A 23,988-nucleotide genomic window follows, 5' to 3' on the forward strand; every position below is an offset into this window, starting at 1 on the left:
CTGGCCCGCAGGGCGGGCTCCTCGGTCAGCGCCCAGCTCTTCCCGTCGGTGGGGGCGGAGGTTCTCGGACATACCCCAGGGTGGTGAGACGAGAAGGGGCACGCCTGCTCCTGGCGAGTCGAGATTGCCCGCGGCCGTTCGCACTGTCGGCACAAGACGGTGCAAGTCGTGCATCTCGCATGAGTCGGCTTGCGGACGGGTACCCGTCCGCTCGTCCACCGACCGCTCGGGCGGACGGAGCCATCCCATGGCCGGCAGCCGGGTGCAGGATCCGTACTCCAGCGGCCCCGACCGGGAGAACGATCTCCCACGGGGCGGAGTCGGGCTGACTCCCGCGGCCGCCCCGGCGGCGGCCCGGCCACCATCGCCCGGCCAGTTCGACCGTGCCCTCAACCACTTGGCGGCGCTCTCCTACGCTCTGCTCGACACCCTGGACGAAGCCGAGATCCTCGGGCTGGCCATGGCCCACGTGGAGGCCATAGGGGCCTACAGAGCCGAAGCCGGATTCGTCGAAAGGGGTGGTGATCTGTTTCCGGCTCCGGCCAACGGGCGGAATCACTCCTCGGCGGTGGACCAGAGAGTACGGGAGCTGGCCGGCCAGGACGGGCCGGTGACCGTAACCGACAGGCCCTGGGGCCGCGCCCTCGGGCTGCACGGGCTGGAGCGACTCCACGGCTACCTTGTGGTGACGTCCGATTCCGAGCCCACCGAGGCAGAACGATTCCTGCTGGCCACGCTCGTCCGGCACACCGCCGCCGCTCTCTCGCTCGCTTTTGCACACCGCCGCCTGCGTGACCAGGCTGTGGAGCTCCACCGGGTGAGGGAGGAACGCACCGCCCTTCAGCGACAGCTCATCTCCGTTGTGGCCGAGCAGCGGTACCAGCGGGCCGTTGACACGCTCATCACCGATGTCGCCGCGGCGGGCGGCGGCGAGGAAGCCGTCACGCGGGCGCTCCACGGCCTCACCGGACTCCCCGCGCTGGTCGAGGACCGTTTCGGTCGGTTGAGGTCCTGGAGCGGCCCCAGCCGGCCCGACCCCTATCCGGAACCGGACCCCGTGCGTCAGGACGAGATGCTGCACGCCGTCGCACGGGAGGCCGGGCCGGTACGGATAGAGGACCGGCTGATCACCCTGGTCCGCCCGCACGGCGAGATCCTGGGCGTGCTCGCCTTGATCGATGCCGGAGGCGAGGCGGATGAGCACACCGTGCTCGCGCTGGAACACGCCGCCACGTCACTCGCCCTTGAGCTGGCGCACCTGCGCAATCTTGCCGAAGTCGAGCTGGGACTGCGCCGCGAGCTGGCCGACGACCTCCTGGCCGGGACGGACACGGCGAGCGCCTACGCCCGGTCCGAGGCGATCGGCCACGACCTGCACCGCAGCCACTACATCGTCGTGGTGCAGTGGTCGAACCGCACGGCGGATGACTCCTTCGCGGAGACCGTGGGCCGGGCGGCCACCGCCCAGGGCATGCGCTCGCTGCTGACCCGGCGCTCCGATCACGTGGTCCTGGTCGCCGACGCCAGGCCGCGCGCCCAGGCGCTGTACGAGGCGCTCGCCGTGGAGACGGGGACACATTCAGGGGTCATCGGGGTGAGCGCTCCGTGCGACTCCCCGAACGGCATCCCCCGGGGTTACCAGGAGGCGCAGCGTGCCCTGGAGGTGCGCCTCCACTCCCGGGAGGGCCACGGCACGACGTTCTTCGACGACCTCGGTCTCTACCGCATCCTCGGCCCCGGCAACGACTACCAGCAGTTGGAGGCGTTCGTCCACGAGTGGATCGGGCAGCTCATCTACTACGACTCCCGGCACCACGCGACCATGGTGGACACCCTGACCCGGTACTTCGACTGCGGCGGCAACTACGACGAGACCGCCGCGTCCCTCGCGATCCACCGAAGCACGCTGCGCTATCGGCTCCAGCGAATCCGTGACATCAGCGGCAACGACCTCGCGAACGTCGAGGACCGGCTCAACCTCCAGGTGGCGACCCGCGTATGGAAGATCGTGCTGGGTGGATCCGGCTGACTGGGGAGACGCCACGCTCCTCGACGCCGAAACCCTCACCCACCCCCGCGGGCGGGCGTTGATCCGTCACTCTCCGAAGCCAGAGCCGCCCGCACCCGTTGCTCCTCGCGAGCAGAGCCGACGTCCCGTTCCAGGGGTGTGCGGCTCACGGCTGTCGCGAGGTTGTCCAGGGCCTTCTTCTGCAGTTCCGCACCGCGTCGCAGGACCGGGCTGCGGTCCCCAGCGGCGCTCTCCCGAGTGTCGAGCGCCTCCGCCACGCGTCCCCAGTCCAGGTTCCTGTGCTCGCGCATGTCTTCTGCCGCCTGGGCGGTATTCGCTTCCAGAGCCTCGGCGAACCTTTCCACCTCGGGGTCAGGACGACTGTCGGCCCCCGGGAGGTGGCTCTCCATGAGCATCGTCGCTCGGTCGAACCCCTTGAGCGCCTCCTGCGCCTCCTCCGCCTCGCGGGACGTCAGGCCCCTGGGACGGACGGGTTCTTGTCTCGCCTGGTCATAGGCTTCCTGCCATGCGGCACGTGCCTGCCGGCTCGCCAGCAGGGCCCCGCGCATGTCGGCGCGATGCTCCCGGGTCGGTTCGGCGTAGCCGCGGAGCACCGCCGCCGCGTAGCGGCCGTTTGCGGCGAGCCAGTCCGCGAGCCGACCCGGGAGCCGGGGAGTCTCCCACGCGGGGAACACTACGTACGCCAGCATTGCCAAGGCCCCGCCGATCAAGGTGAGCACCACCCGTTCCGGGACCGTCTGCTCCCACGCATGGCCCCCCATGCCGAGCAGGAAGACGACGTACGCGGCGGTGAAGCACTGGGAATACGCGTAGCCGGTACGGAGCAGCGTGTACGACAGGGCCGCCGACACCACCGCGAGCGCGCCGAACACCTGGGCGTCCGGGCCAAGGGCCCGCACCATCCCGGTGGCGAGGGCCACGCCCGCCAGGGTCCCTGCGAGGCGGCCCACCGCACGCGCGTACGTCCGGTGGAAGTCCGGCCGCATGACCATGACCGAGGCGATGGGCGCCCAATACCCGTGGCCCACGGGCAGCGGGGAAGCGATGAGATAACCGAGCGGGGCCACCGCCGCCAGGCGGACGGCGTGCCGGAACACGGGTGAGTCGCGGCGCAGCTCACGGCGGACCGCCCGGACGACAACAGGGAGCAGTCGGAACAAGGTCGGGCGCACCAGGAACTGAGCGCTCGCGGGGCCGGATGACGCAGGCGCCTTCTCGTGCGCGCCGACGCCCCCGGCGACCTCCAACGTCTCGGCGAGCAGCTTCACGAGCTCTTCGGCGGCCTGCCGGGCATGGCCCTCCAGCACCTCGCCCTGCCCGTCGAGGCGCAGGACGTCCGCGCTCCGGGGCGGAACCCCGGCGGAAGTGCCGCGGCGGATCGAACGCGCGGCCGCGTCCAGCACGTCGGCGGCCGCATTGAGCAGCTCCCGTACGCGGTCCCGCCCGGGTCCCTCCCCCGGGGCGCCGACGTCCGGGTCGGCGAGCGCGGCGACGACCGGCACAATGCGCTCGGCGAGGCCCCGGGGGCCGTGGAGGACGGGGGGCCGGGTGCGGGCCTGCGACGGCGTCACGGCGGCCGCGTCCCGGGCCGTCATCAGGGGCTCCGGGTCGAACGGGGCAGCCGGGTCGTCTTGCAGCCGACGGGCATAGTCGGCCACGGCGGCCAGCGCGTCGGCGAGCGCGTCGCGATGCGCCCCCCACCGCCGGATCGGGAACAGCAGGATCAGCACGGCCTGCACCATGCCGCCGAGCGCGATGACGCCGGCGTGTTCCAGGGCCAGCCCGACGCTCGTGGGCAGAGTGACGGTCACCAACATGCTGCCGACCGTCGTCGCTGCCACGATCCCAGCGGTCGATCCGAGGGCCCACGCCATCCCTGCGGCAAAGGCCCATACGGCCAGCAGCGGGAGGAACGTCGCGAGCCGCCCCGCCGCCAGGTAGCCCACGAAGGTACTCAGCGCCAAGCCCGCGCCCGCGCCGAGCGCGATCACCTTGCGCGGACGCCAGGTGCGCTGGAAGGTGGCCGTACCCGCGGAGAAGGCCCCGAGGGCGGCGGACGCGGCGAACGCGGGCGAGACCAGCCACAGCGCGGGCCCGACGACCAGCGCCACCCCCGCAGCCGTGCGCAGCGCGAGCAGCGGCTCCAGCCGGGTCTCCTCGATCGTGAGCCCGGAACGCATCACCTCCCCGAAGGTCCGAAGCCACCTCACGGCGTGGGCCCGGCCGGAACGCCCTGCCGGGGCTCGACGGCTTGGTCGAGGTGGACCACCCGGGCGGGCGAGACTGCCGCAGGGCCCAAGGACGACCACCGGTCGGCGACGTATGTCCGACTCGGACGCCGGCTAGTCATCGTGGGCGTCCTGGAGTCTGTGGCGACGTTCCTGTTCGCGCTTGGAGTAGGCGGCTGCCCGGATGGCCTCGTCGCTCTCCAAGCCTGATCCCAGCGCGCCCCCCACGGTGGCGACCGACGCGACGAACCAGGACAGCGTCAGGTACTCCGTGGCGTGCAGCGGGGATCGCGTCATGGAAGCGAACACCTGGTCGTTGAGGATGAACAGGGCCCACACCAAGTTGATGACCATCAGACCCACGTAGCAGACGAGAGCCCCGATACCCACGGTCACGACCGTCGAGGCGTTGTAGAGCCTGGCCCTCTGCCTCGCCTCCAGTGAGCCTTCTGTTGATCGATGCCACAGTTCTCCGTCCACGATCAGCCAGCCCGTCATGAGCCCGACGGACCCGACCATGGCGATCACGAGGCGCGGCGCGCTCAGGGCCTCGGCAAGGCTCCAGGTGGTGGAGTCGAGGGTGGCGATGGCCCCGGTGGCGAGTGCTGCGGCCAGGGCTTTCGACAAGCCCGTCACCAACCGCCACGGCCGGTTGGCGCGGACCATACCGACGAGTACCCGCAGGTAACCGCGCGGTCCGCTGACGACGTATCGGAGATCGTCGGCTTCCGTCTCACCGATCGGGCCCGGATGAACAGGCTCGAGCCGATCGTCCGGAGGCGGGGACGGCTGACCTCGCGGAAGTCCTTCGGCCGCCGTGGTCTGTGGACCCGCCAGGCCGAGCACGGCTTCTTCGACGGCCCGCCGGGCCCTCGAATGCAGCCGCAGGCCCCCCAGCGAAGGAAGAGAGAGCAGCGCCAAGCCGTGCTCGTGATTCAGATCCACAGCGAGCCTGCGACCATGGGCGTGCAGCGGAAGGTCGGTGAGGGCCACGACGATGTCCCAGTCCTCCGCACTCCCGCGGTCCATGATCCGGCGCATCAAGGTGGGCGGGTCCTCCGTCCCCGAGGTGAACGGCTCACTGACCACCTCGACGACGAACCGCCGCCCCTGGCCCGACTTGTCGGCGAGCCGAGTGGAAAGTGTCCGGGCCATGCGCTGCGCGATCTCCGTCGGCGTGTACGGATCCGCCAGGAGAGCCACGACCGTAACGCCGTGAGACGACACCCGCATGACAGGAACCTCCTCGTCGGCCGCCCCGCGACCCCAAGTTCCCGCAGACGCGTCCGGGGTAACGCCGACGCCGCCTGCTCCTGCCCGCCGTACCGCCGGCCTGCGCAGGCGACAGCGCTGGGCCCCGCCCGGTGTCGTAACGGCTGGTGGGCGGGATGAACCGCGTCAGCCGGCCCCGGCTGCTGCCCACCCGGCTCTCCCGCCCCGCACGTCCGTCCGACAACCCCGGCGATCGGGAGGCATGGACCTGGCAGGGCGAGACAACGAGCCTGATTCGGCCCGGCATGCGCATGCGTTCACGCGCTCCCGTCGGCCAGGCTGGCTGGACAGCCCACGGGTCGGGAATCAGCCGTCCCCCGCAGCCGGAGGTTGCGTCATGACAGTGATGTCCATCGCCAGATTCGAGAGGTTCTTTCGCGCGGCCGCAGGGCTGAACGTCGACAAGAACGATCTCAAGCGCTACAGCGACTTCGTCGACGCCAAGCTCTACGATCTGCTGACCGTCGCCCAGGCCACGGCCAAGGCCAACGGGCGCGACATCATCCGTACCTGTGACCTGCCGATCACGAAGGGCTTGCAGGAGAGCATTCACCGCTTCCGGAAGATCGACCAGGAGGTGGAGATCAAACCGATCCTGGAGCAGCTCGCCACCCATCCCGCTCTGGACCGCACGCCCGATGAGGAGACCGAGGCGGCCTATCCCGACATCGTGGGCGGCCTCAGCCTCGCCCTTGGCCAGAGCTTCAAGATCCTCCACCCCGACCTGAAGAACCCCCAGACCCAGCACTGGGACGAGGCCCGAGCCGTCTTCGACCTCCTGCTGTGAGCGGCGACCGGAACAGGCGGCGCGGGCCACGGCCGGGACTGCCCGTGGTCCTTGACCGGTACCGCCGAGGCGACGGCTTGGCGGAGCACGTTGTCCGGCTGGCGCCGTGTTGCCGTACGTGAACTCCGCCCAGGCCGGCCTCACCGGCCAAGGAGCGAGGGGGCCGACCGCTACCGCGGGGAGTAAGCGCTGGCGGTGCTTGCCTCGGGCTGTTGCCGCCGTATCTGGGGCAGGGCCCGCCCAGCCAGGGGAAACGCCAGCTCAGGGCCACACCGAGCAGTACGGCCCGTGTGCCGCCTCGTGCGGCCGATATGAGACGTCCTGCCACTTGTGCAGCGATTGAAGGCGGCGGGGCGTTGACCTGGGTATTTTCGATAGAATCCGCGTTGACCTGCGGAAAGTCGTCCCGGTAGTTCTCGCGGGTTAACGCCGTTTCCTGGGCTCATGTGCCCTGGATGTGCCCTCGAAAGTGATCGGCTGGCCACGGGGCAGGTGCCGCGGTGTGGCTTGCGGGGCGGCAGTCCGCGGTCGTCAGCAGCCCGCGCGAGGGCTGGACGAAGCTATGCACCACCCCCCCCGGGCCAAGCTGCCTAATCGCCGAGGGCGCGAGCTCCAGCGGAGAGGGCTGCGGCTTCGTCGGTTGGTGGAGGCCCAGTTGAGGGACCGGTCCGTGGATCATCTGTACCAAGTGGCCATGGACGCGTCATAATGGCGCGATGGGGCTTTCGTTACCTGACCCGAAGGGTCACCAGCGGGACGTCGTCTTCCTGAACGAACGCGGTCACTGCGTCGTTCTGGGCACGGCGGGCAGCGGCAAGACGACGATGGCGGTCCATCGGGCTCATTATCTGGCCACGGCCCCGGGTATCGGAGGCCGCACGCTGTTGGTCACCTTCAACAAGGCTCTCGTAACCTACCTCAGGGGTATGAGCGCCGCGTCTACGAACCTGCAGATCGAGACCTACCACACCTTCGCGCGTGGCTATCTCGCGCATCGCACCAAAGCGCCGGTGCGCATATGCAAGTCCAAGAAGCAAATGGTTGAGCGGGCGCTGGGGGAGGCTCGTGAGCGCCACCCCTCCCGGGCCGTGATTCACCGTCCGCTCGATTTCTTCCTGGATGAGCTGCATTGGATGGTCGGGCACGGCATAGTCGACCAGCAGACGTATGTGGAAGGCCGTGCTCGTCGGGTTGGCCGGGGCAGGCCACTTCAGCAACCCGATCGTGAAGTCGTCTTCGAGGTCTACCAACGGTACGTACAGTTGCGTGCCGAAGCCGGGTACGAGTACGACTTCGACAACATGGCGTCGACGGTCCTGGGCGCCCTGAAGGTTGATCCCACCAAGCGGCTTTACCGGCATGTCGTCGTCGATGAGGGCCAGGATTTTACACCCGAGATGATTCGAAGCCTGGCAGCGGCCATTCCTAGCGACGGATCACTGACTTTCTTCGGCGATTACGCGCAGCAGATCTACGGGAGCCGGATGTCCTGGCGTGCCCTGGGCCTTCATGTGTCAAATGTCGTGGAGTTCGCCCACAACTATCGCAACAGCCGTCAGGTCGCCCAACTCGCCCAGTCCCTTTCGGATATGCCGCACTTCAAGGATGACGTCGATCTGGTCCAGCCGACCGGTGCGGCGGCCGACGGCCCGAAACCCACCATCCTGGAGACCGCGGGCAAGGAAGAACAGCTCGTTCAGGCGGCGAGCAACGCCCTGGCGCTGGGCGCGGACCGCCAGGTCGCCATTCTTATGCGCACCCGGGTCCACGAGGACAAACTCAGATCTCTCCTCGATCGAGGTCGTGTCCCCATTCAGCGCCTGCACCGTGAGCTTGCGCGGTGGACGGACGAGCCGGGGGTGTTTTACGGGACCTACTCTGCGGCGAAGGGCTTCGAGTTCGACTCGGTGATCCTCCCATTCTGTGATGCGGACGAGTTGCCGAAACCGAGTGAGGTGGAGGCTCACGGCCTCGACGAGGCCAAGGCGCGCGAGGCCCGGCAGTTGTACGTAGCCATCACCCGGGCTCGTACAGACCTCATCATGCTGCACTCAAGCAAGCTGACCGGTCTGCTGCCGCAGGAGATGTCTGACCTGTACGTGCGGGTGAGCTTGTGAGTGACGTCCTTGAGCAGGCCCGGGCCCGCGGTATCACCCGTCTGTGCCATCTCACCAAGTCGGCCAACCTGTCCCATATCCTCGAAACCCGGCAGATACGTCCCGTGGCCACTCTGCAGACAGCTGCGGACGCCTTTCGGCCTGCCGATACCCAGCGCCTGGACGGCGCACTGGAGTTCACCTTCCTGAGCGTGGAGTATCCGAACACCTGGTACCTGGCCCAGGCAGCGAGCCGGGACCGCCATTTTCAGGACTGGGTGGTTCTCACGCTGGACGTCGACCTGCTCGCCACTTCCGGCGCACGCTTCTGTCCCTACAACTCCGCACGAGACAGGAGCGCCGGCGCCCGGCTGGGTGCCGACGGCTTCAATGCCATGTTCGCGCCCACGGTGACCGGCAAGGTGACTCTGCGGCGAGAAAGTGGGCACCCGTCTTGGTGGCCTACGGACGACCAGGCAGAGATACAGATACCCGGGATCATCCCACTGTCCGCCGTACGTTCTGTCATCGTCCGGGACGAGAAGCAGGCAGAGCTGGAGCACTTCAGACATGCCCAGTTCGGGATGGCGGTTCTGCTGCCACCTCTGGTTGTCGCTCCCATGCTCTTCGACAAGTACGTCCTGAGCCGCTCGGTGCGCTCCGGCAATCGGCCACCGGAGAGCCCGTACATCTCCCGAACAACTCTGGCAGAGTGAACACGTGAACGCTGAGCTTCACCCATGGACCGACAGAGCCTGCGGCATGCTGCTAGGAGCAGCCGTCGGGGACGCCATGGGCTGGCCCTACGAGCGGCGGGACCGGACTCGCTCACTTCCGCCACTCAGCCAGGTCGCGGGTCGGTTTTTCGCCTGGCAGCGAACGGCAAGCAGCCGTTTCCGCCCGATCCTTGAGGACATCGGACCAGGCGAGTACAGCGACGACACACAGATGCTCATCGCCGTGGCTCGTGCTCGCCTCACCGCAGGAGACGACTGGCTTACCTGGTTGCAACGAGTCGAGTGGCCCTTCCTCCTCGATTACGAACGTGGTGCCGGGGCCAGCGTCAAGCGTGCCTGCCGCGCCTGGGAGAAGCATGAATCGGCCTGGGGCAAGAGGGCCGACGACCAGGAAAAGTACTTCAGTAGCGGGGCCAACGGCGCGGCCATGCGCATCGCGCCGCACGTCATAGTCCACCACGAGGGTTCCTTCGGCGACCTGGCGCACGACGTGGTCCGCGACGCCGCGACGACACACGGGCACCCGCGAGCCCTGCTGGGTGCCTTGGTGCATGCCTATGCCCTGTGGACCAGTTTGCGGCAACCTGCGCCATTGGCTTACGGCTGGCTCGTCGAAGCAACACTGGACGGTCTGAAGGACTGGCGGGAACCGGTGTGGCAGGGGCTGGACAGAAACTGGTTGGATGCCGCTGCGAAGGCGTTCCCCGGCGGCTACGAACAAGGCTGGGATGACGCCGTGCGGGAGGTGGAGGATCTCCTCACCAGCGCACGGTCCTCACTGAACAGCGGCGCGCTGAGTGCGCCCTCCGCCTTTCTCGAGCAACACGGCCTCACTCGGCCGAAGACGCGTGGGTCGGGGACGTTGTGCGCGGTGGCAGCCATTTACCTCGCGGCCCGTTCGGCCGCCAGCCCGGAGCGTGGCATCGGTGTCCCCGCGCGCCAGGAGGGCGCGGACACGGACACACTGGCATCTATGGCCGCCAGCCTGCTCGGCGCAGGTCTGGGCCAGGAATGGCTGGGCTCGTTCGGGCGAACTGTTCAGGATGCGGCCCTGCTCGTCACGCTGGCCGAGAATCTGCTCACTCCTGTCTCTCCGATCCTGTCCCTGCCTTCTCGCGCCGCGGCTGGCGAAGCTCGGTCGCGGTTCATCGAGAAGCTCGACAAGGCTGACAGCCGAGCTGATCTGCTGCTCCCGGACCGGCGCCAAGCACGCGTGGTCGCAGCTGGCACCCTGACGTCCGGCAAGTGGACGGCGCGACGTACACATATCGTCACCACGGACGGTCAGAACCTTTTCTTTATCCGCGGGATCCAGCGGGCGGAAGCGGAATCGGAAGGTGTCGAGGAAGCCCCTCGTACCGATGCGGAGCTGGCTGACGAGCATCGATCGGTCTGGCCACCGAACCAGGTCCGGCTCCAAGGTGCCTATCTGCCCGTCGCCGACATCGGACGCGTGACGGCGGCCATGTCCGCCCTCGGTTTGAGCGCGCACCGCCGCGGAAGCGACTGGGTCTCTTATGAGAATCTCGTGATCAGGCAGGCACACACCAGCAAAGTCGCTACGGGCGTTCCAGGCGTCCAACTTCGGGTTGCCATCGACGATGTCCAAGCGGCTTGGGAGCGTCTGCGCAGGCTGGGGTTCGACGGAGCAGTGCAACGTGAGGGCGGCGCCCTCTGGGCACAGATCGACCCGTACCTGATCGTCGCCGTCAACAACGCCGAGCCGCCCGCTCGCCCAACCCTGCAGTAGACCCGGCCGGGACGCGATGGGTTGCTTTGCCACGTCAGTTCAAGGCGAGCCCACGGAAGGTGTTGCGAACCTCGGTCAACGGGCCACGTTCCCTTGTGTAGTAGAGCTTGTTGGTCAGGAGTACCGCCCAGCGGCACTTGGTGGGGGAAATCCACATGCCTGTGCCGGTGAAGCCGTAGTGGACCCAGACGCCTTCGTCGGCGGTCGTGCCGGGAGCGGGGTGCCAGAACAGGCCGCGAGCAGGTTGGAGCCGGCCCGTCTGGATTGTCAGGGAGCGGGTGATCCATTCGCTCCCGAAACCAGCCCGGAACTGGGAAGCGGCAGGGGCGAGCATGTACCGGAGGAAGGCGGCGAGGTCGTCGAGGACGGTGAAGGCGCCGGCGATGCCGCAGACGCCGCCCAGAAGGCGGGCAGAGAAGTCGTGGGCGACTCCCTTGAGGTGGGTGTCGGTGTCCTGGTCGAGTTCGGTGGGTGCGCAGCGGGCGGCGAGGTCGGCGGGCAGGGGGCCGAAGCGGGTGCCGGTCATGCCCAGCGGATGCCAGGTGCGGGCGGTGGCCAGCTGGTCCAAGGGGCTGCCGGAGAGGTGTTCGGCGAGGTAGCCGAGGATGAGGGCGGCTCGGTCGGTGTACTCGACGGCTTCGCCGGGTGCCCGGTGGAGTGCCTCGTGCAGTACTCCGCGGCGGATGTCGTCCGGGTTGGTGCCGTAGAGGTTCTTCAGCTGGGCTCGCAGTGGGACGCCGGCGGTGTGCGTCAGCAGATGCCGGGCGGTGACGGCTCCGAGTGGGTGCCCGGTGATCTCCTGCCAGAAGCTGCCGAGCGGCTGGTCGAGGTCGAGGGTTCCGTCCTCGTACAGGGCGCCGACGGAGGACCAGACAGCCAGGATCTTGGTGAGGCTGGCGGCGTCGAAGACGGTGTCGGTGCGCATCGGCACGTCCGGCTCGTCGGGGTCGAGGACGCCGGTGGTGCCCTGGGCGAGGGTGCCGGTGGCGTCGCCGAGGGCCCATACGGCGCCCGGGTACACCTTGTCGCGGACCCCCTCGTCGAGTAGGGCTTCGATGCGGTCATGCTCGTACGTCATGGTCTCCCTCTTCGCCGGGGTATCCCGTCGGACAGCGTAGTGACGTTCGCAGAGCGGTTCGGGTAGTGACGTGTCGGGACGTCTGACGGTCGGTTCAGGTGAGCTGTCGGCCGAGGTCGGTCAGGGATCGTGCGGTTGCCGAGAGGGGGTAGCGTGCCGCATTGGCGTAGCCCGCCTGGCGCAGGGCGGACAGCAACCCAGGGGTCTTCATCAGCCGGTCGAGATCCCGTGCGAGTGCGGCGGAGTGGGTGAAGTCGGTGGTCATACCGGAAGCGGCGAGCGCCTCGCTGAGGCCGGGGACAGGCTGGTAAAGGACGGGCAGTCCGCACGCTTGGGCTTCCAGTGCGACCAGTCCCATGGCTTCCAGGATGGTGGACGGCATGACCAGTACGTCGTGTTCGGTGAAGGCTTTCCACAGCTGTGGGCGGCGCAGCCAGCCGAGGTAGCGGACTCGTACGCCGGCGCGTTGCAGCAGCGGGGCCAGTGCGTGGAACTGGGCTCTGGGCGCGGCGACGCTCAGCTCGACACCGGGGACGGGAGCCAGGCTCTTGATCAGGGTCTCGCCACCCTTTTCGGTGGTCAGGCGTCCTGCGTACAGGAGCCGCAGGTGGCTGGTGGAGGTGCGTGCCGGCCGGGCGGGCGGTGCGGTGAGCAGGTGGTCGGGGATGCCCCAGGGGATGTGGGTGATCTTGCGGCGTTCGATCTGTGGGGCGAGCTTGAGGAGGCGGTCGGCCATTGCGTTGGTCGGGACCACGATGGCGTCGGCGGCCCTGGCTGTCTCGCGCAGCACCTGGAGCTGGTCTCGGTGGGTCTCGGCGAAGATCAGGTCCGTGCCGTGGACGAGGGCGATCCGGGGATGCGCGGGCAGAGCGCGGATGAGGGCAGGAGTGGCGCCGAATGCGAGGTGCTGCAAGTGGAGGACGCTGATCTGTGTGGGATCGAGCGTGGCTGTAAGTGCTCTGCGCAGGGTGGCGACGTAGCGGCTGAAGGCCGTTCCTTCCAGGCATTTGCCTGCTACGGGGAGCACGTTGAGTCCGGCGGGTGGACGAGGAGCGTGACCAGGTGGTGCGAGCATGAAGGCGCGGGCCGGGATGAGGGGTTGTCGTCCGGTGTAGAGGTCGAGGAAGAGCTCGATGCTGCCGCCGGGGCTTCCGACGGGGAGGTCCAGGAAGGTGGCGGCCATCGGGCCGGTGGCCGAGCGAGCGTTCACCGCGCTCCTCCGTCGATCTCCTCGTAGAGGCGCGAGATGTCGATGCCTTCCGTGGACGCGTACTTGGCAGGCTGCTGCTGGTAGCTGGCCGGGGTGCCGAAGGTGGTGAGGAAGACGAGCTTGCCGAAGGTCATGCCCGGATACACGCGCACCGGTCGCGTGGCGCGGATCTCCAGCGTCCAGCGGATCGCATGGCCCTGGTGTCCGAGCGGAGCCGAGACGTGAACCCAGATGCCCAGGGACCCGGTGGTGCGGTCGCCATTCAGTAGCTGCGCGTACGTCTCCGAACCGGTCCGCTCCAGCGTGATGCCGAGGTAGAGCAGGCCAGGGCGCAGCACGAGGCCGGTGTCGGGGATGGGCTGCTCGGTGAAGGCGGTGGGGGTTGCGGCGTCGAGGTTGCCGTCGCAGACGCGGATCGTTTCGCCGAGCCGCCAGTCGTAGGCGTTGGGGGAGAGGCGGCTGGGCTCGTACGGGTCGATGGTGATCTCGTCGGCCTGGACGGCGGCGGCGATGGCGGGGCCGGTGAGGATCACGATGCCACCGCCCGGAGTCGGGCGAGGTCTCGCCAGTAGGCGGAAGGCTGCGGTCCTGCGGCGGCCTGGTACTTGCCGCGGTAGAGGTCGATGGCGCCGGTGGAGACGAAGAACATGATCTGCCCGATCGCCATGCCGGCATACACGCGCAGCGGTCGGATCGGGGTGAGCATGAGCGTCCACTGGCCGTGGAAGCCGATGTCGCCGATGGGGGCGGTGATCTCGACGAACAGGCCGAGACGTCCGACGGAGGAGCGACCGAAAAGCAGTGGCACGAAGGTGTCGGAGCCGACCTCTTCGAGGGTGTGGCCGAGGTAGAGCTCGCCTGGCTGGAGGATGTGCCCGTCCGAGCCAATGCTGGTTGCGTTTGTGGGGTTGGGCCGGTGTGGGTCCAGGACCGTGCTCGTGTAGGTGATCAGGGTGGGGCCCAGACGCACGTTGTAGCTGTTGGGGTTGACCTGGTCGGCGGCGAACGGGGTGATGCGGAGGCGGCCGTCGTGAGCGGCAGCGGTGATCTCCGGGCCGGTGAGGATCATTAGCTGCTTCCTTCCGCGGTGACAGGAGCGGTGATGATGAGGACGTGCTGGACGGCCTGGTCCAGGCGCAGGCCGGCCTCATATGTGCGTCCGCCGAGGTAGGTGTCGGCGAGGTAGTCGGTGGTCAGCACGGTGGTGATGGCGTCCGGCAGGGGATCGGGGGCCGTGACGAGCGGGCCGGTCTGGGCGGTCAGACCTGACAGCAGGCCACGGAGGCCGCTGCGTGCCGGCTCAGGTACGTGGGCGTGCACCAGCTGGTTGGCGAACGGCTCGATGGAGAGCAGGTCGCCCTGGGTGAGTGTGTCGCAGAGCGGGACCGCACGTAGTGCCGTCTCGTTGAGGATGACCGCGTCTGCCCCGAGTGCCGTACGCAGGCGGGCGGTGAGCTCCACGAGCAGGCTGCGCCGGTCGAGGGGCTGGTGGCGGTACGCCGGACTGATCGGGCCGAGGACGGCGGCCAGCTGCTGCTTGACGTTTTCGATGAGGGAGCACAGATCCGCAAGCTCCATGGGAAAGCGGCTCGGGGCCCGATTCGAGGAGGATGTAGTGCCGGCACCCCATCCCGTGCCTACGGGTGTCGCGATCGCATAGCCGTCGGCGAGTTCCCGACCCTTGGCGACCAGGGTGCCGTCGACTCGGACCGGTCCGTACTGATCGCTGTGGCAGTGCCCGGCGAAGACCACGTCGAGGAACGGGCAGGCCGCCGCGAGTTTCCGGTCCTCGTCGAAGCCGGAATGGCTGAGCAGGACCCAGCTGTCCACCTCGTGGTGGGCGAGAATCACCTCGCGCAGGGACTGCAGGGGATCGGTGACGCATTGGCCGACTCGCTGGGCAGCCGGGATCGAGTGGAAGGCTTGCCGGCCGATCACAGCGGTTAAGCCGACGCGCCGTCCATCGATGTCGGCGATGTACAGGCGGCGGAACAGAGCGTCGCCGGTGTTGGCATCCACGGCATTGGCGCAGACAGTGCGCCGGTGAAGGTCGGGTTCGAAGTAGTGGGGCCAGCCGTGGTTGCCGGGGGCCAGCACGTCGTACAGCCTGAGCAGGATCCCCCGCTCGATCGTGCCGCGGGCGAGGCGGTAGTACCCGCTGCCTTCGAAGAAGTCGCCGCAGTCCACGATGAGGGAAGTCGGCCGCAGCGAGTGGAGGTGGGTCAGGAACGGCGCGGCGTTGTCGAAGGCGGAGTGGACGTCCGTTGTGGCAACGATCTGGCGCAGGTTGCGCCCGTCGGTGGTCATGGGGTGACCTCGCAGATGTCGGCGCCCAGGGTGTGGAGCTTGCCGGGCAGGTCGGCGTGGCCGCGGCGGAGCTGGTCGAGACCGCCAAGGGTGGTGACGCCCTGGGCGGTGAGGCCGGCGACCATGAGGGCGGATCCGGTTCGGATGTCGGTGGCCTCCACGCCCGTCCCGGTCAGCCGTTGAGGACCGGTAAGGCGGCACTCGGTGGGGGAGATCTCCTCGATGTCCGCCCCGAGGCGGGCCAACTGCGGCAGAAGATTGCCGTGGCGACCTGGGTTGATGGCGTCGGCGAACAGGTGGGTACCGGGTAGGCCGAGGGCCAGTGCCATGAGTGGCGGTTCGAAGTCGGCGTCCAAGCCGCCCGGGCTGAGCGAGGCGGTGGCCCGTAAGGGGCGGCTGGCCAAGCGGCCGTCCTGGGCGTTCACGGTGAGGGTGTCCGCCTCGCTGACGGTGGAGATGCCCAGTCGGTGCAGGGCAGCCACGAGGGGGCCCAGGTCGTCGGCTCGCGCGCCTCGGATGCGCGCGCTTCCGCCGGTGGTGGCGACTGCACAGGCGAGTGTCCCTGCCTCCACCTTGTCTCCCGGCACTACCCATGCGGCGTCGCTCGGTGCCGAGGGGGGCGGCGAGAGGGCGAGCAGGCGCTCGCCGGCCCGGGTTTCCCATCCCGCCGCCTGCAGGGCCTCCAGCACGTACAGCACTTCCGGCGAGAGATTGGGCTCGCCCAGCCGCAGAGGCCGGCCGGTGGTGACGGCTCGAAGCAGGGCGGCCACGGTCGCCCCGCGCGAGCGGAACGGCAGCACCAGGGACACGGTGCCATAGCGACGTCTGGCGGCCTCGACGCGATATCCGGAGTCACCCAAGACACTTCGGTCGCCGAATGCCTCGTACACCTTGAAGTGCAGATCCATCCCGCGTGCGCCGATCCGGCAGCCTCCCGGCCACGGCAGCCGTGCCTCTCCGTGCCGGGCGAGCAGGGCCGGCACCAGGTAGTACGAGGCACGGATACGCGCGGCCTGGGGCAGGTGGGGGCGCACGGGCTGGTTTTCAGTCGGCAGAATCACCGCCGCAGTCGGCTTCCCGACCGGCTGCGCTACATGCCAGCCCGACTCTTGGAGCAGCGCGAGCATAATCTGCACGTCCGTGTTGGCAGGGATGTTGTTCAGCCGCACCGGACAGCCGAGGGCAGCCGCGGCGGCCACCAGCGGGAGCGCCGCGTTCTTGGAGCCGTCGACAGTCACAGTGCCGGTGAGCGGTGGGCCCGGACGAACGGCGATCACCTCGGCGGCCACGCCGGGGACGCGAGTGGTCGTCATCAGCAACTCCTCTGTGCAACAAGGGGGGACACGATCGGATGGTCCGGATTGGTGGGCAGTGCGATCTCGGCCCAGCAGCACTTCCCGACCGCCGTCGGCTCGACGCCGTATCGATCCGCGAGCGCGGCCACGAGGAACAGACCTCGGCCGCTCTCGCTACACGGATCCGGGAGACCCGGCCGGGGCAGTTCCGGGCAGTCGTCGCAGACTTCGATCCGCAGTGACTGCTCGTCGAGACGGACGGACAGGGAAACCGGGCCGGCTTCGGCATGCCGGACCGCGTTGGTGACGAACTCACTGATCACGAGCTCGGCGGTGTGCACCACCTCGTTGCCCAGCACCGTGTCCCAGCCCTCTATCGCGTCCACGGCCCGGTGCCGGGCGGCGGTGACCGCGGTCGGTGTGGCGGATACGGAGAGTGCGAACTGGTGCGCTTTCACGAGCTGCCTCCAGGGTCGGTGCGGCTGCTCCAGGCAACCGCTCCGGAGACAAGCGGGACCATGCCGTGTGCCGGGGCCGCATCACTTATGCAGGAGCTGCATCGCGGCCAATCGATGCTCGGTTACGCTCGGTTGAGCAGGCAGGATCGGCGACGGCAGAAGGGGCCGTGGCGCAGATGGCCGACGCACAGAGTGAAGCCGGACGGATCGGCGAAGTCATCCGTCAGGCACGCGTATTACAGCGGCGCTCGCAGAAGGACGTTGCCACCGCATTGGGCTACCACCAGTCGAAGGTGAGCCGCCTGGAGAACGGCAGGGGCACGGAGGACGTGCGCGTGCTGCGCGAGATCGCGAAGGTACTGGACATCCCACCGCAACGCCTCGGCCTCGCCGCTGCCCCCGACGCCAGCCCCAGCGATCCCGGAACCGAGGACATGCACCGCCGCACCTTCCTTGCCGCGAGCGTCGCCGCGCTCGCGGCAACGCCGACGCCAACCATGGCGCACCACGACCTGATCCAGGTCCTGCTGCCGGGACCGAACCCCGCCGCCACCGGTGACTCCTCCGGTATCGACGAGCTGCGGGAGCGAGCGCGGACCGTGCGCTGGCTGTTCTGCACGTGCGACTACGCGAAACTGGAGCAGGCCCTGCCGGGCCTGATCGCCGACCTGCGCCAGGTCGCCGGCGGCTCCTCCGGTTCGGCGGAGGCATCCGGGTTGCTCGCGACCACCTACCAGACGTCGGTGAGCCTGTTGCTGAAGCGAGCCGACCAGGGCAACGCCTGGCTCGCGGCCGGCCGGGCCATGGCCGAGGCGGAAAGGTCCGGGGACCCTGTCGTCCTCGCCGCCAGCGTCCGCGTTCACGCTCACGTGCTCGTACGGGAGAAGCACACAGCCCAAGCCGTGAACATGGTGCGCCACACCGTCGACCAGCTCAGCGGCTCCTACGACCGACGCTCGCCCCGATACCTGGCAGCGGTCGGCCTGCTGCTGCTCCGCGGAGCAACCGCCGCCAGCAGAAACGGCGACCGCGAAACCACCCGCGACTTCCTCACCGAGGCCAAAGAGGTGGCCCGCTACGTCGCATTCGACAGGCCGGACGCCTGGGCGAACTTCAGCCCGACCAACGTAGCCCTGCACGAGATCAGCGCGGCTGTCTCATTCGGCGACGCCGGAATCGCCCTCCAAACCGCTCGCCCCCTCATGCGGCGGCACATCCCCGTCCCCGAGCGACGGGCCGCGCTCTGGGTGGAGGCCGCCCGCGCCTACAGTCAGCAGGGCAGACTCGCCGACGGCTACCAGGCCCTGCGCATCGCCGAGAGCTGCGCGGCACAGGACGTCCGCCGCCCGGCCGTACGCGAACTGGTTGCCGACATGGCAGCCCGTGACCGTCGCCGGGCGCTGCCCGAGCTCCACCACTTCAGCCGCCAACTGGGAGTGCCCGCGTGAGTGACCAGCACGACAAGCCGTTGCTCCAGATCGTGGTCTGCGCGGCCGGGGTCGCCGCCGACGTCGGCCGGCTGATCACGGCAGCACAGGAACGGCACTGGGACGTCGGCGTCGTTGCCACCCCGCAAGGAGTCGGCTTCCTTGATACGGAGGCGGTCGAGGCCCAGACCGGCCGCCCCGTTCGCTCGGCCTGGCGGTCACCGGGTGAGCCACGCCCGAGCCGGCCTGCGGATGCGATCGCGGTCGCCCCGGCCACCTTCAACACGGTCAACAAGTGGGCCGCCGGGATCTCCGACAACCTCGCGCTGGGCATCCTGTGCGAGGCGCCCGCCATGGGGGTACCGGTCGCCGTGCTGCCTTACCTGAACTCCGCCCAGGCCGCTCACCCTGCATACCGACGGAGTCTGGACCTGCTGCGCGAGATGGGTGTCTTGGTCGGCTCCTACGAGCCTCACCGGCCGAAGGCGGGCGGCGGGGCCGACCGCTACCGCTGGGAGGAAGTGCTGGAGCTGCTTGCCCCGAGGCTGTCCGCGCGGTCGTGATCAGCGCCGATGTGCTCGCGGCTGCGGGAGCGAGACGGTGGTTGCCTCGTGGGCCGGAGTGCTGGGTGTCCCATCGGGCCGTGCTGCGCTGCGGGCCTGTGCTGCACGGGCGCGTGCGTTGGGCGTCGGCCGTGCGCTGAAGCGTTGAACTCGCCATGCCAACGTCCCTGCGGGGGAGCGGGCGTCATCCAGGGCACGTTGGTCGGCGGCCTGCCTGAGGAGGCGCTCAGGGTCGTACCCAAGCGCTTCCGCTTCGGCGAGTGCGGCAGTGAGGGCAGCAATCGAGGGATCTGCCAGGACGTGCTCCGAGTGCTCGGGGACGGCCCGACGGATGTGGTGGACGTGCGGGTCCACAGTCGGTTGTGGCGGTCGGCGTCGGATGAGGGCGGTCAGGGGAGCGGTTGCTGCCTGGTCGTAGGCGGCTTGTAGGTGGAGCAGGGTCTGCTGGGCGGCGGTGACCTGCTGGTCGTAGTGGCGGAGCTGATGCCAGCGGGTGGCCGCGATGGTGACGAGGATCGCGGCATCGAGGAGCATCGCCAGCGCCGTACCGTCGCTTGGTGCGGGCTCGCGGAGCATCGCACGTGTGGCGCTTCGCAGGGCACGGGCGTGGTGGTGTTCGGCCTGGATGCGGGAGCGTGTGGCGCGCTCGAAGGCGGAAGCGGCTTCACGGAGCTGGGCGCGAATGGGCGCGGGAGCGAGGAGGGGCAGGACGTCCAGGGCTTCACCGAAGGCGGCGAGGTGGGCCTGGGAGGCTCCATCGTCGTGACCGGTGAGGTGGTGGGGGATGCGCTCGGTGGCGGCGGTGGCCTGGTGCCAAGGGTTGGGAGAGCGAGGAGAGCGCTTGCTCGGCTGGTTGGTGGGTTGCGGGTCGGTAGCCTCCAGGCGTGCTCGGATCCTGGGGAGGGACAGGTCCGGAGCGAGTGTGGAGCCGGAGTACCAGATGGGTTCCTTGCTGGCGGTGAGGTTATCTTCGCTGGCGACCTTGTAGCCGCGTACGTCGCCGGAGGGGAAGTACACGGCTTCGACCAACACACCTTCGGTGTGGCTGAGCAGGCGGATGAACTCCTCGGTGCTGGTGGAGGCGGCCACGGCAGTGCGGACGATGGTGCGCAGGCGTTCACGAGCCGACTTGCCTCGGCCTTGGCGGTGTGCCTTTTCCTGCTCGGCGCGAGTGGAGCGTCTGGCGGCGGTGCGGTCTCCGCGAACGACTTGAAGAAGTCCGTACTCCTTCTCGATGGCGGCGAGTTCGCGGTCGGCGGTGAGGTAGTCGTTCCAGTGGCGTGCGGGGCGGAGGTCGCCGCGGACCTTGGTGGCGGCGATGTGGATGTGGTCGGGGGCGTGGCGGACGGCGACCCAGCGGCAGCCGTCCGGGTCGTCTTGTGGCGCGATGCCGGCGGCGGCCACGACGCGGCGGGCTATGTTGGCCCACTCCTCGTCGCTGAGGTGGCGGTCGGTTGTGGCGGCGCGGAGGGAGCAGTGCCAGACGTGCCGCTCGGGTGCGCGGCCGAGTCGGCGGGCTTGCTTGACGCGGAGGTCGAGGTCAGCCACGAGAAGCCGCTTCGTGGCGGTGAAGTCGTCCGTGCGGCCGGGGTCGGGGGCGAAGCCGTCCCAGGAGGCGACGAGGTGGGGGTCGCTGTGGTCTCTGGCCTTCTTGGTGTCGAACAGGTACCGGATCAGGCCAGCCGTGTCCTTTCCGCTGCTGATCTTGGCGATCATCGGGCGGCCTTGTTGGTGACGGCCTGGTTCGCAGCTGCGGCGATCTCGCTGATGGCTGCTCGGACCGCGCCGAGGGTGCGTTCGACCTGGGCGAGGGCGGCGGTGTCCCCAGAGTGTGGATGACCGCCGGAGTTGAGCTTCCGGGCGATCTGATTGGTGTTGTTGCCGATCTTGGCGACCTGCTCGCGCAGGGCGGTCAGCTCGTCGATGTAGTCGTCCAGCGGGGTGCGCTGGCCGGGCAGGGCGAGATCGCCGTGGAGGTGGGCCATGACGACGGCGCCGACGTAGTGGGCGCCGGCGATGTTGAGCGACCGGGCCTTGGCGAGGATGGCGCTCTTCTCTTCGACGCTGTAGCGCACGTCGACGCGCTCCTTGCGCTGGGTGTCTTTGCGCCTGCGGCGGCGGGCGATGCGGTGCAGGGCGGCGGTTTCGGCGGCACGAGGCAGAACGACGGGGGTGGCCTGGATGCGTTGTCCTTCCTCGGGTGCCCCCTGGCGCCCGTGGGTCTCCGCCACCCCCGGGGCGGAACTCCCGTTGGACCGCCCCTTGGACGGTCCAACGGCATACCTTGCTGGCTGGGTGACGCTTGTGGTCATCTCCCGCTGTCCGGCGGGCAGCTCACGTCGGGCTTCGTGCATCGGGGCAGTCCTTACTAGGAGTCGGCGGACGGGATGTGCCTGGGGTGGTCGGCTCCGCCCTTTGTCCACTCGCTGAGCAGCGCGATGACGGGAGGTACCGACCGGTCAGCGCGCTAGGAGACGCGCTCGGGCGCACGGTCGAGTTCGGCCTGCAGGCGGCGGGTGATCTCGGCGAGGCGGTCTTTACCGACGGGGTAGCCCTGAGCCCGGATCGCCGCTTCGACGTGGCGGCGGGATATACGTCCTTGGCGTCCCAGAGGCGCGGCGCGGCCGAGAGCCAGGAGCGTCTCCGTGGAAACGCTGGGATGCCGACCCTTGATCGGGCTGTGGGGCTGACGCGCCTCAGCCACTTCGGCCGGAGGGTCCGCCACGTCCGCGATGTCCTCCGCCACAACTTCAGGCCGTGCTTGTGCCGCGTTCTTCGAGGCATCGGCCGTGTCGGTGTTCAGAGCGGGCCGCAACACGTTCTCGACGTGAGTGTGGCGCTGAGCACTGACCGGTTCAGTCGAGTGCTGTCCGGTGGGGTGGCGGCGTATGACGAGATCCAGGTGGACGGCTCCGGCGAGCGCGAGCGGGGCGATGGCCGACAGGGCGCCGACGGTGACGTCGTCCAGGTGGAGCCCGGCGGCGTCGCTCTCCTGGTTGAGACGGACTGCGTGCAGTGCGTTCGCCCAGATGCTCGTGATGGTGGCGATGCCGACGAGGGCCCAGACGTAGAGGCGGGCGCGCCAGGGGGCGGCGCGTAGGATGAGCAGGGCTGCGACGCCGATGGCGATGAACCCGTCGATCACGAGGGGGAAGGCGTACGTCAGCATTCCGCGGATGTGGATGGCCACTGCCATCTGCCGCAGGGCGTCGTACGAGAGGGCGAAGCCGATCGTGCCGACCAGAGCGACTCCCAGGCGGATCGCGGCGGTCATCATCGGTGCTGGGGTCGCGGTGGTGCGTACAGGCAAGCGGGTGCTCCAAGCGGGGAGGGCTGGTGGGCGGCGAGGTGGCGGATCCGTCGCACCCGTCGCACGGCTGGTCAGAGCAGGTACGGGTGATCGTCGTGGTACGAGACGACTCGTCGCAGCGACGACACCCGTCACGGGGTTGACCTGCGATGCGACGGGTGCGACGGGTCTTTACGGGTGCGGACCCGGCTCCATCGGCGTGCTCTCGTCACCGCTCTTGGAGGCGGACCCTTCCGGGCAGTACCGCGCCCAGGCGTCGGTGAAGCGGAGGCGTGCGAAGCCCTTGGCCTGCCTGCCGCCCTCGAAGCGGAGGGTGGCGGCCTTGATGTCGAAGTCCTTCAAGAGGAGTCCAAGATGGCGTGGGCTGAGGCCGGTGGTGCCGTACTCGGCCCACGGAGCCTCCTGGTCCTTGAGAAGCTCCTCCAGCAGGTCCCGGGTGCGCATGATGTCCGGGTCGCCGCAGCGGGCGAAGGCGCGCCGGATGTCCTGCAGCAGGCGGGTCTTGAGGTTGGACTCGTCGTCCTTGTCCGCCTCGGCGGCGCACATGGCCACACAGGCAGCGCGCGCGTCCTCGGGCCAGGTACCGCCGGCCAGCTGCGCGACGATCACGAGCGGTTCCCAGGTGTCCGCCGCGCGGTCCTGCACCGGCATCCGCGGTACCAGGTCCTCGGCGCTGTCCAGGAGCGGACGGAGCCACGCCTCCAAGCGGTCCCGCACAGCGTGCAAGGCTGGGATGTCGCGGCGGGAGCGGAACTGTTCGACGCGCTCTCCGTCCTTGCGGCGCTGCATGCGGATCACCACCGCCCGGTCCATGACCGTGTCCGGCAGGGCACCGATGCCGGCCAGCGCGGCCATGGCGAAGGTGGGGAACTTCCGCGTCTTGTGCTCGGGACCGGAGATCCGCAGGGCGGGCCGGTTGCGCTGGTGGCCGGCGTTGAGCAGGCCGCGCAGTTCCTCGTTCTTCTCTGCGGCCTTGATGCTGCCGAAGATGGTGTCGGCCTCGTCCACCAGCAGAGTGGGCGGGTCGTCACCGATGGCACGGAAGACGACAGCCGGGCTGGTGTTCACGGTGATCAGCGGGTCGTGCGCCGTCTCCGTGATCACGTCCAGCAGGCGGGACTTGCCGCACCGCTTCGCTGGGCCGACCACCGCCAGGCGCGGAGCGTGCTGCAGCGCGGGCTGGATGTGCGTGGCCGCCACCCACAGCGTGACGGCGGTCAGCGCGTCACCGTTGGGCAGGATCACGTACCGGGCGATCGCCGCCCGGAGCTCGTCGAGCAGTGCTGCGCCCTCGTTGGCGCTGTACGGCTGGTCACCCCCGGAGGGCGGGGGCTCGGTCGCATCGCCCTGGCCGGGGACGGCCACGGGTGGCCAAGGCAGAGGGCTGGCGGGTGCGGTGGGGGTCGGAGAGGTCGTAGATTCATCCACAGGCGTTCCTCCC

At 69.1% G+C, this 23,988-nt stretch carries 20 protein-coding genes; 7 read left to right on the top strand and 13 right to left on the bottom strand.

What is annotated here, in order from left to right:
• The first annotated feature begins 247 nt into the window (after positions 1 to 247).
• Positions 248 to 2,029: a PucR family transcriptional regulator gene (locus B9W62_RS22305; protein WP_087808826.1), complete on the top strand. Its 1,782-nt coding sequence runs from the start codon at positions 248 to 250 to the stop codon at positions 2,027 to 2,029.
• Positions 2,030 to 2,064: 35 nt separating this feature from the next.
• Here B9W62_RS22305 and B9W62_RS22310 read toward each other — a convergent pair whose 3' ends face one another.
• On the bottom strand, positions 2,065 to 4,239 hold the full coding sequence (locus tag B9W62_RS22310) for an FUSC family protein (protein ID WP_087808827.1): 2,175 nt from the start codon (positions 4,237 to 4,239) through the stop codon (positions 2,065 to 2,067).
• Between the two features lie 132 nt (positions 4,240 to 4,371).
• Positions 4,372 to 5,490 (bottom strand): hypothetical protein, encoded by a 1,119-nt coding sequence (locus tag B9W62_RS22315; RefSeq protein WP_087808828.1) that lies wholly within the window; start codon positions 5,488 to 5,490, stop codon positions 4,372 to 4,374.
• 376 nt (positions 5,491 to 5,866) lie between these two features.
• Here B9W62_RS22315 and B9W62_RS22320 point away from each other — a divergent pair, with 376 nt between their 5' ends.
• The 4 genes from B9W62_RS22320 to B9W62_RS22335 all read left to right on the top strand — a co-directional run bounded on the left by B9W62_RS22320 (position 5,867) and on the right by B9W62_RS22335 (position 10,899).
• Positions 5,867 to 6,316 (top strand): DUF1931 family protein, encoded by a 450-nt coding sequence (locus B9W62_RS22320; RefSeq protein ID WP_087808829.1) that lies wholly within the window; start codon positions 5,867 to 5,869, stop codon positions 6,314 to 6,316.
• Between the two features lie 716 nt (positions 6,317 to 7,032).
• Positions 7,033 to 8,433, top strand: coding sequence for a UvrD-helicase domain-containing protein (locus tag B9W62_RS22325; RefSeq protein WP_087808830.1), 1,401 nt, complete (start codon positions 7,033 to 7,035; stop codon positions 8,431 to 8,433).
• On the top strand, positions 8,430 to 9,128 hold the full coding sequence (locus B9W62_RS22330; RefSeq protein WP_087808831.1) for a DarT ssDNA thymidine ADP-ribosyltransferase family protein: 699 nt from the start codon (positions 8,430 to 8,432) through the stop codon (positions 9,126 to 9,128). Before B9W62_RS22325 ends, B9W62_RS22330 begins: the two co-directional genes overlap by 4 nt.
• A 4-nt stretch (positions 9,129 to 9,132) precedes the next feature.
• Positions 9,133 to 10,899, top strand: a complete 1,767-nt coding sequence (locus B9W62_RS22335) for an ADP-ribosylglycohydrolase family protein (RefSeq protein ID WP_143665472.1) — start codon at positions 9,133 to 9,135, stop codon at positions 10,897 to 10,899.
• Positions 10,900 to 10,933: 34 nt separating this feature from the next.
• Here the strand turns inward: B9W62_RS22335 and B9W62_RS22340 are convergent, their stop codons facing one another.
• The 7 genes from B9W62_RS22340 to B9W62_RS22370 form a co-directional block, all read right to left on the bottom strand.
• Complete coding sequence (locus B9W62_RS22340) at positions 10,934 to 11,977, bottom strand: serine hydrolase domain-containing protein (protein ID WP_087808833.1); 1,044 nt, start codon at positions 11,975 to 11,977, stop codon at positions 10,934 to 10,936.
• Positions 11,978 to 12,071: 94 nt separating this feature from the next.
• Positions 12,072 to 13,160 (bottom strand): glycosyltransferase family 4 protein, encoded by a 1,089-nt coding sequence (locus tag B9W62_RS22345; protein WP_087808834.1) that lies wholly within the window; start codon positions 13,158 to 13,160, stop codon positions 12,072 to 12,074.
• A 23-nt stretch (positions 13,161 to 13,183) separates the two neighbouring features.
• Entirely contained in the window at positions 13,184 to 13,720 is a 537-nt protein-coding gene (locus B9W62_RS22350; protein ID WP_087808835.1) for a dCTP deaminase, read from the bottom strand.
• Positions 13,717 to 14,256: a dCTP deaminase gene (dcd, locus tag B9W62_RS22355; RefSeq protein WP_087808836.1), complete on the bottom strand. Its 540-nt coding sequence runs from the start codon at positions 14,254 to 14,256 to the stop codon at positions 13,717 to 13,719. The genes B9W62_RS22350 and dcd overlap by 4 nt, the downstream gene beginning before the upstream one ends.
• A complete protein-coding gene (locus tag B9W62_RS22360) occupies positions 14,256 to 15,494 on the bottom strand; it encodes a metallophosphoesterase (RefSeq protein WP_087808837.1) in 1,239 nt (412 codons plus the stop codon). The genes dcd and B9W62_RS22360 overlap by 1 nt, the downstream gene beginning before the upstream one ends.
• Positions 15,491 to 16,807, bottom strand: coding sequence for a UDP-N-acetylglucosamine 1-carboxyvinyltransferase (locus B9W62_RS22365; protein ID WP_179235609.1), 1,317 nt, complete (start codon positions 16,805 to 16,807; stop codon positions 15,491 to 15,493). Before B9W62_RS22365 ends, B9W62_RS22360 begins: the two co-directional genes overlap by 4 nt.
• Entirely contained in the window at positions 16,807 to 17,247 is a 441-nt protein-coding gene (locus tag B9W62_RS22370) for an ATP-binding protein (protein WP_087808838.1), read from the bottom strand. The genes B9W62_RS22365 and B9W62_RS22370 overlap by 1 nt, the downstream gene beginning before the upstream one ends.
• A gap of 176 nt (positions 17,248 to 17,423) precedes the next feature.
• On the opposite strand from B9W62_RS22370, the gene B9W62_RS22375 reads away from it, so the two are divergent.
• Positions 17,424 to 18,695 carry a helix-turn-helix domain-containing protein gene (locus tag B9W62_RS22375; protein ID WP_179236080.1) on the top strand — a complete coding sequence of 424 codons (1,272 nt, stop codon included), beginning with the start codon at positions 17,424 to 17,426 and terminating at the stop codon, positions 18,693 to 18,695.
• On the top strand, positions 18,692 to 19,237 hold the full coding sequence (locus B9W62_RS22380; RefSeq protein WP_087808839.1) for a flavoprotein: 546 nt from the start codon (positions 18,692 to 18,694) through the stop codon (positions 19,235 to 19,237). Before B9W62_RS22375 ends, B9W62_RS22380 begins: the two co-directional genes overlap by 4 nt.
• Here B9W62_RS22380 and B9W62_RS22385 read toward each other — a convergent pair whose 3' ends face one another.
• The 4 genes from B9W62_RS22385 to B9W62_RS22400 form a co-directional block, all read right to left on the bottom strand.
• The gene (locus B9W62_RS22385) at positions 19,238 to 20,953 is read right to left on the bottom strand and encodes a relaxase/mobilization nuclease domain-containing protein (RefSeq protein WP_087808840.1); all 1,716 of its coding nucleotides are present in this window, start codon (positions 20,951 to 20,953) and stop codon (positions 19,238 to 19,240) included.
• Positions 20,950 to 21,591, bottom strand: coding sequence for a plasmid mobilization relaxosome protein MobC (gene mobC, locus B9W62_RS22390; protein WP_087808841.1), 642 nt, complete (start codon positions 21,589 to 21,591; stop codon positions 20,950 to 20,952). Before mobC ends, B9W62_RS22385 begins: the two co-directional genes overlap by 4 nt.
• A 113-nt stretch (positions 21,592 to 21,704) precedes the next feature.
• Complete coding sequence (locus tag B9W62_RS22395; protein ID WP_087812033.1) at positions 21,705 to 22,511, bottom strand: DUF2637 domain-containing protein; 807 nt, start codon at positions 22,509 to 22,511, stop codon at positions 21,705 to 21,707.
• A 207-nt stretch (positions 22,512 to 22,718) separates the two neighbouring features.
• On the bottom strand, positions 22,719 to 23,975 hold the full coding sequence (locus tag B9W62_RS22400) for a DUF3631 domain-containing protein (protein WP_087808842.1): 1,257 nt from the start codon (positions 23,973 to 23,975) through the stop codon (positions 22,719 to 22,721).
• Positions 23,976 to 23,988 lie beyond the last annotated feature (13 nt).

This window comes from Streptomyces sp. CS113 (genome assembly GCF_002188365.1).
Taxonomy (GTDB): domain Bacteria; phylum Actinomycetota; class Actinomycetes; order Streptomycetales; family Streptomycetaceae; genus Streptomyces; species Streptomyces tendae.

Bases quoted from the DNA above. Each gene is read 5' to 3' on its own strand.
- B9W62_RS22325 (WP_087808830.1), top strand. From the start codon at position 7,033: ATGGGGCTTTCGTTACCTGACCCGAAGGGTCACCAGCGGGACGTCGTC.
- B9W62_RS22340 (WP_087808833.1), bottom strand. From the start codon at position 11,977: ATGACGTACGAGCATGACCGCATCGAAGCCCTACTCGACGAGGGGGTC.
- B9W62_RS22365 (WP_179235609.1), bottom strand. From the start codon at position 16,807: ATGACGACCACTCGCGTCCCCGGCGTGGCCGCCGAGGTGATCGCCGTT.
- mobC (WP_087808841.1), bottom strand. From the start codon at position 21,591: ATGCACGAAGCCCGACGTGAGCTGCCCGCCGGACAGCGGGAGATGACC.
- B9W62_RS22360 (WP_087808837.1), bottom strand. From the start codon at position 15,494: ATGACCACCGACGGGCGCAACCTGCGCCAGATCGTTGCCACAACGGAC.
- dcd (WP_087808836.1), bottom strand. From the start codon at position 14,256: ATGATCCTCACCGGCCCGGAGATCACCGCTGCCGCTCACGACGGCCGC.
- B9W62_RS22395 (WP_087812033.1), bottom strand. From the start codon at position 22,511: ATGACCGCCGCGATCCGCCTGGGAGTCGCTCTGGTCGGCACGATCGGC.
- B9W62_RS22385 (WP_087808840.1), bottom strand. From the start codon at position 20,953: ATGATCGCCAAGATCAGCAGCGGAAAGGACACGGCTGGCCTGATCCGG.
- B9W62_RS22375 (WP_179236080.1), top strand. From the start codon at position 17,424: ATGGCCGACGCACAGAGTGAAGCCGGACGGATCGGCGAAGTCATCCGT.
- B9W62_RS22315 (WP_087808828.1), bottom strand. From the start codon at position 5,490: ATGCGGGTGTCGTCTCACGGCGTTACGGTCGTGGCTCTCCTGGCGGAT.
- B9W62_RS22345 (WP_087808834.1), bottom strand. From the start codon at position 13,160: ATGGCCGCCACCTTCCTGGACCTCCCCGTCGGAAGCCCCGGCGGCAGC.
- B9W62_RS22320 (WP_087808829.1), top strand. From the start codon at position 5,867: ATGACAGTGATGTCCATCGCCAGATTCGAGAGGTTCTTTCGCGCGGCC.
- B9W62_RS22305 (WP_087808826.1), top strand. From the start codon at position 248: ATGGCCGGCAGCCGGGTGCAGGATCCGTACTCCAGCGGCCCCGACCGG.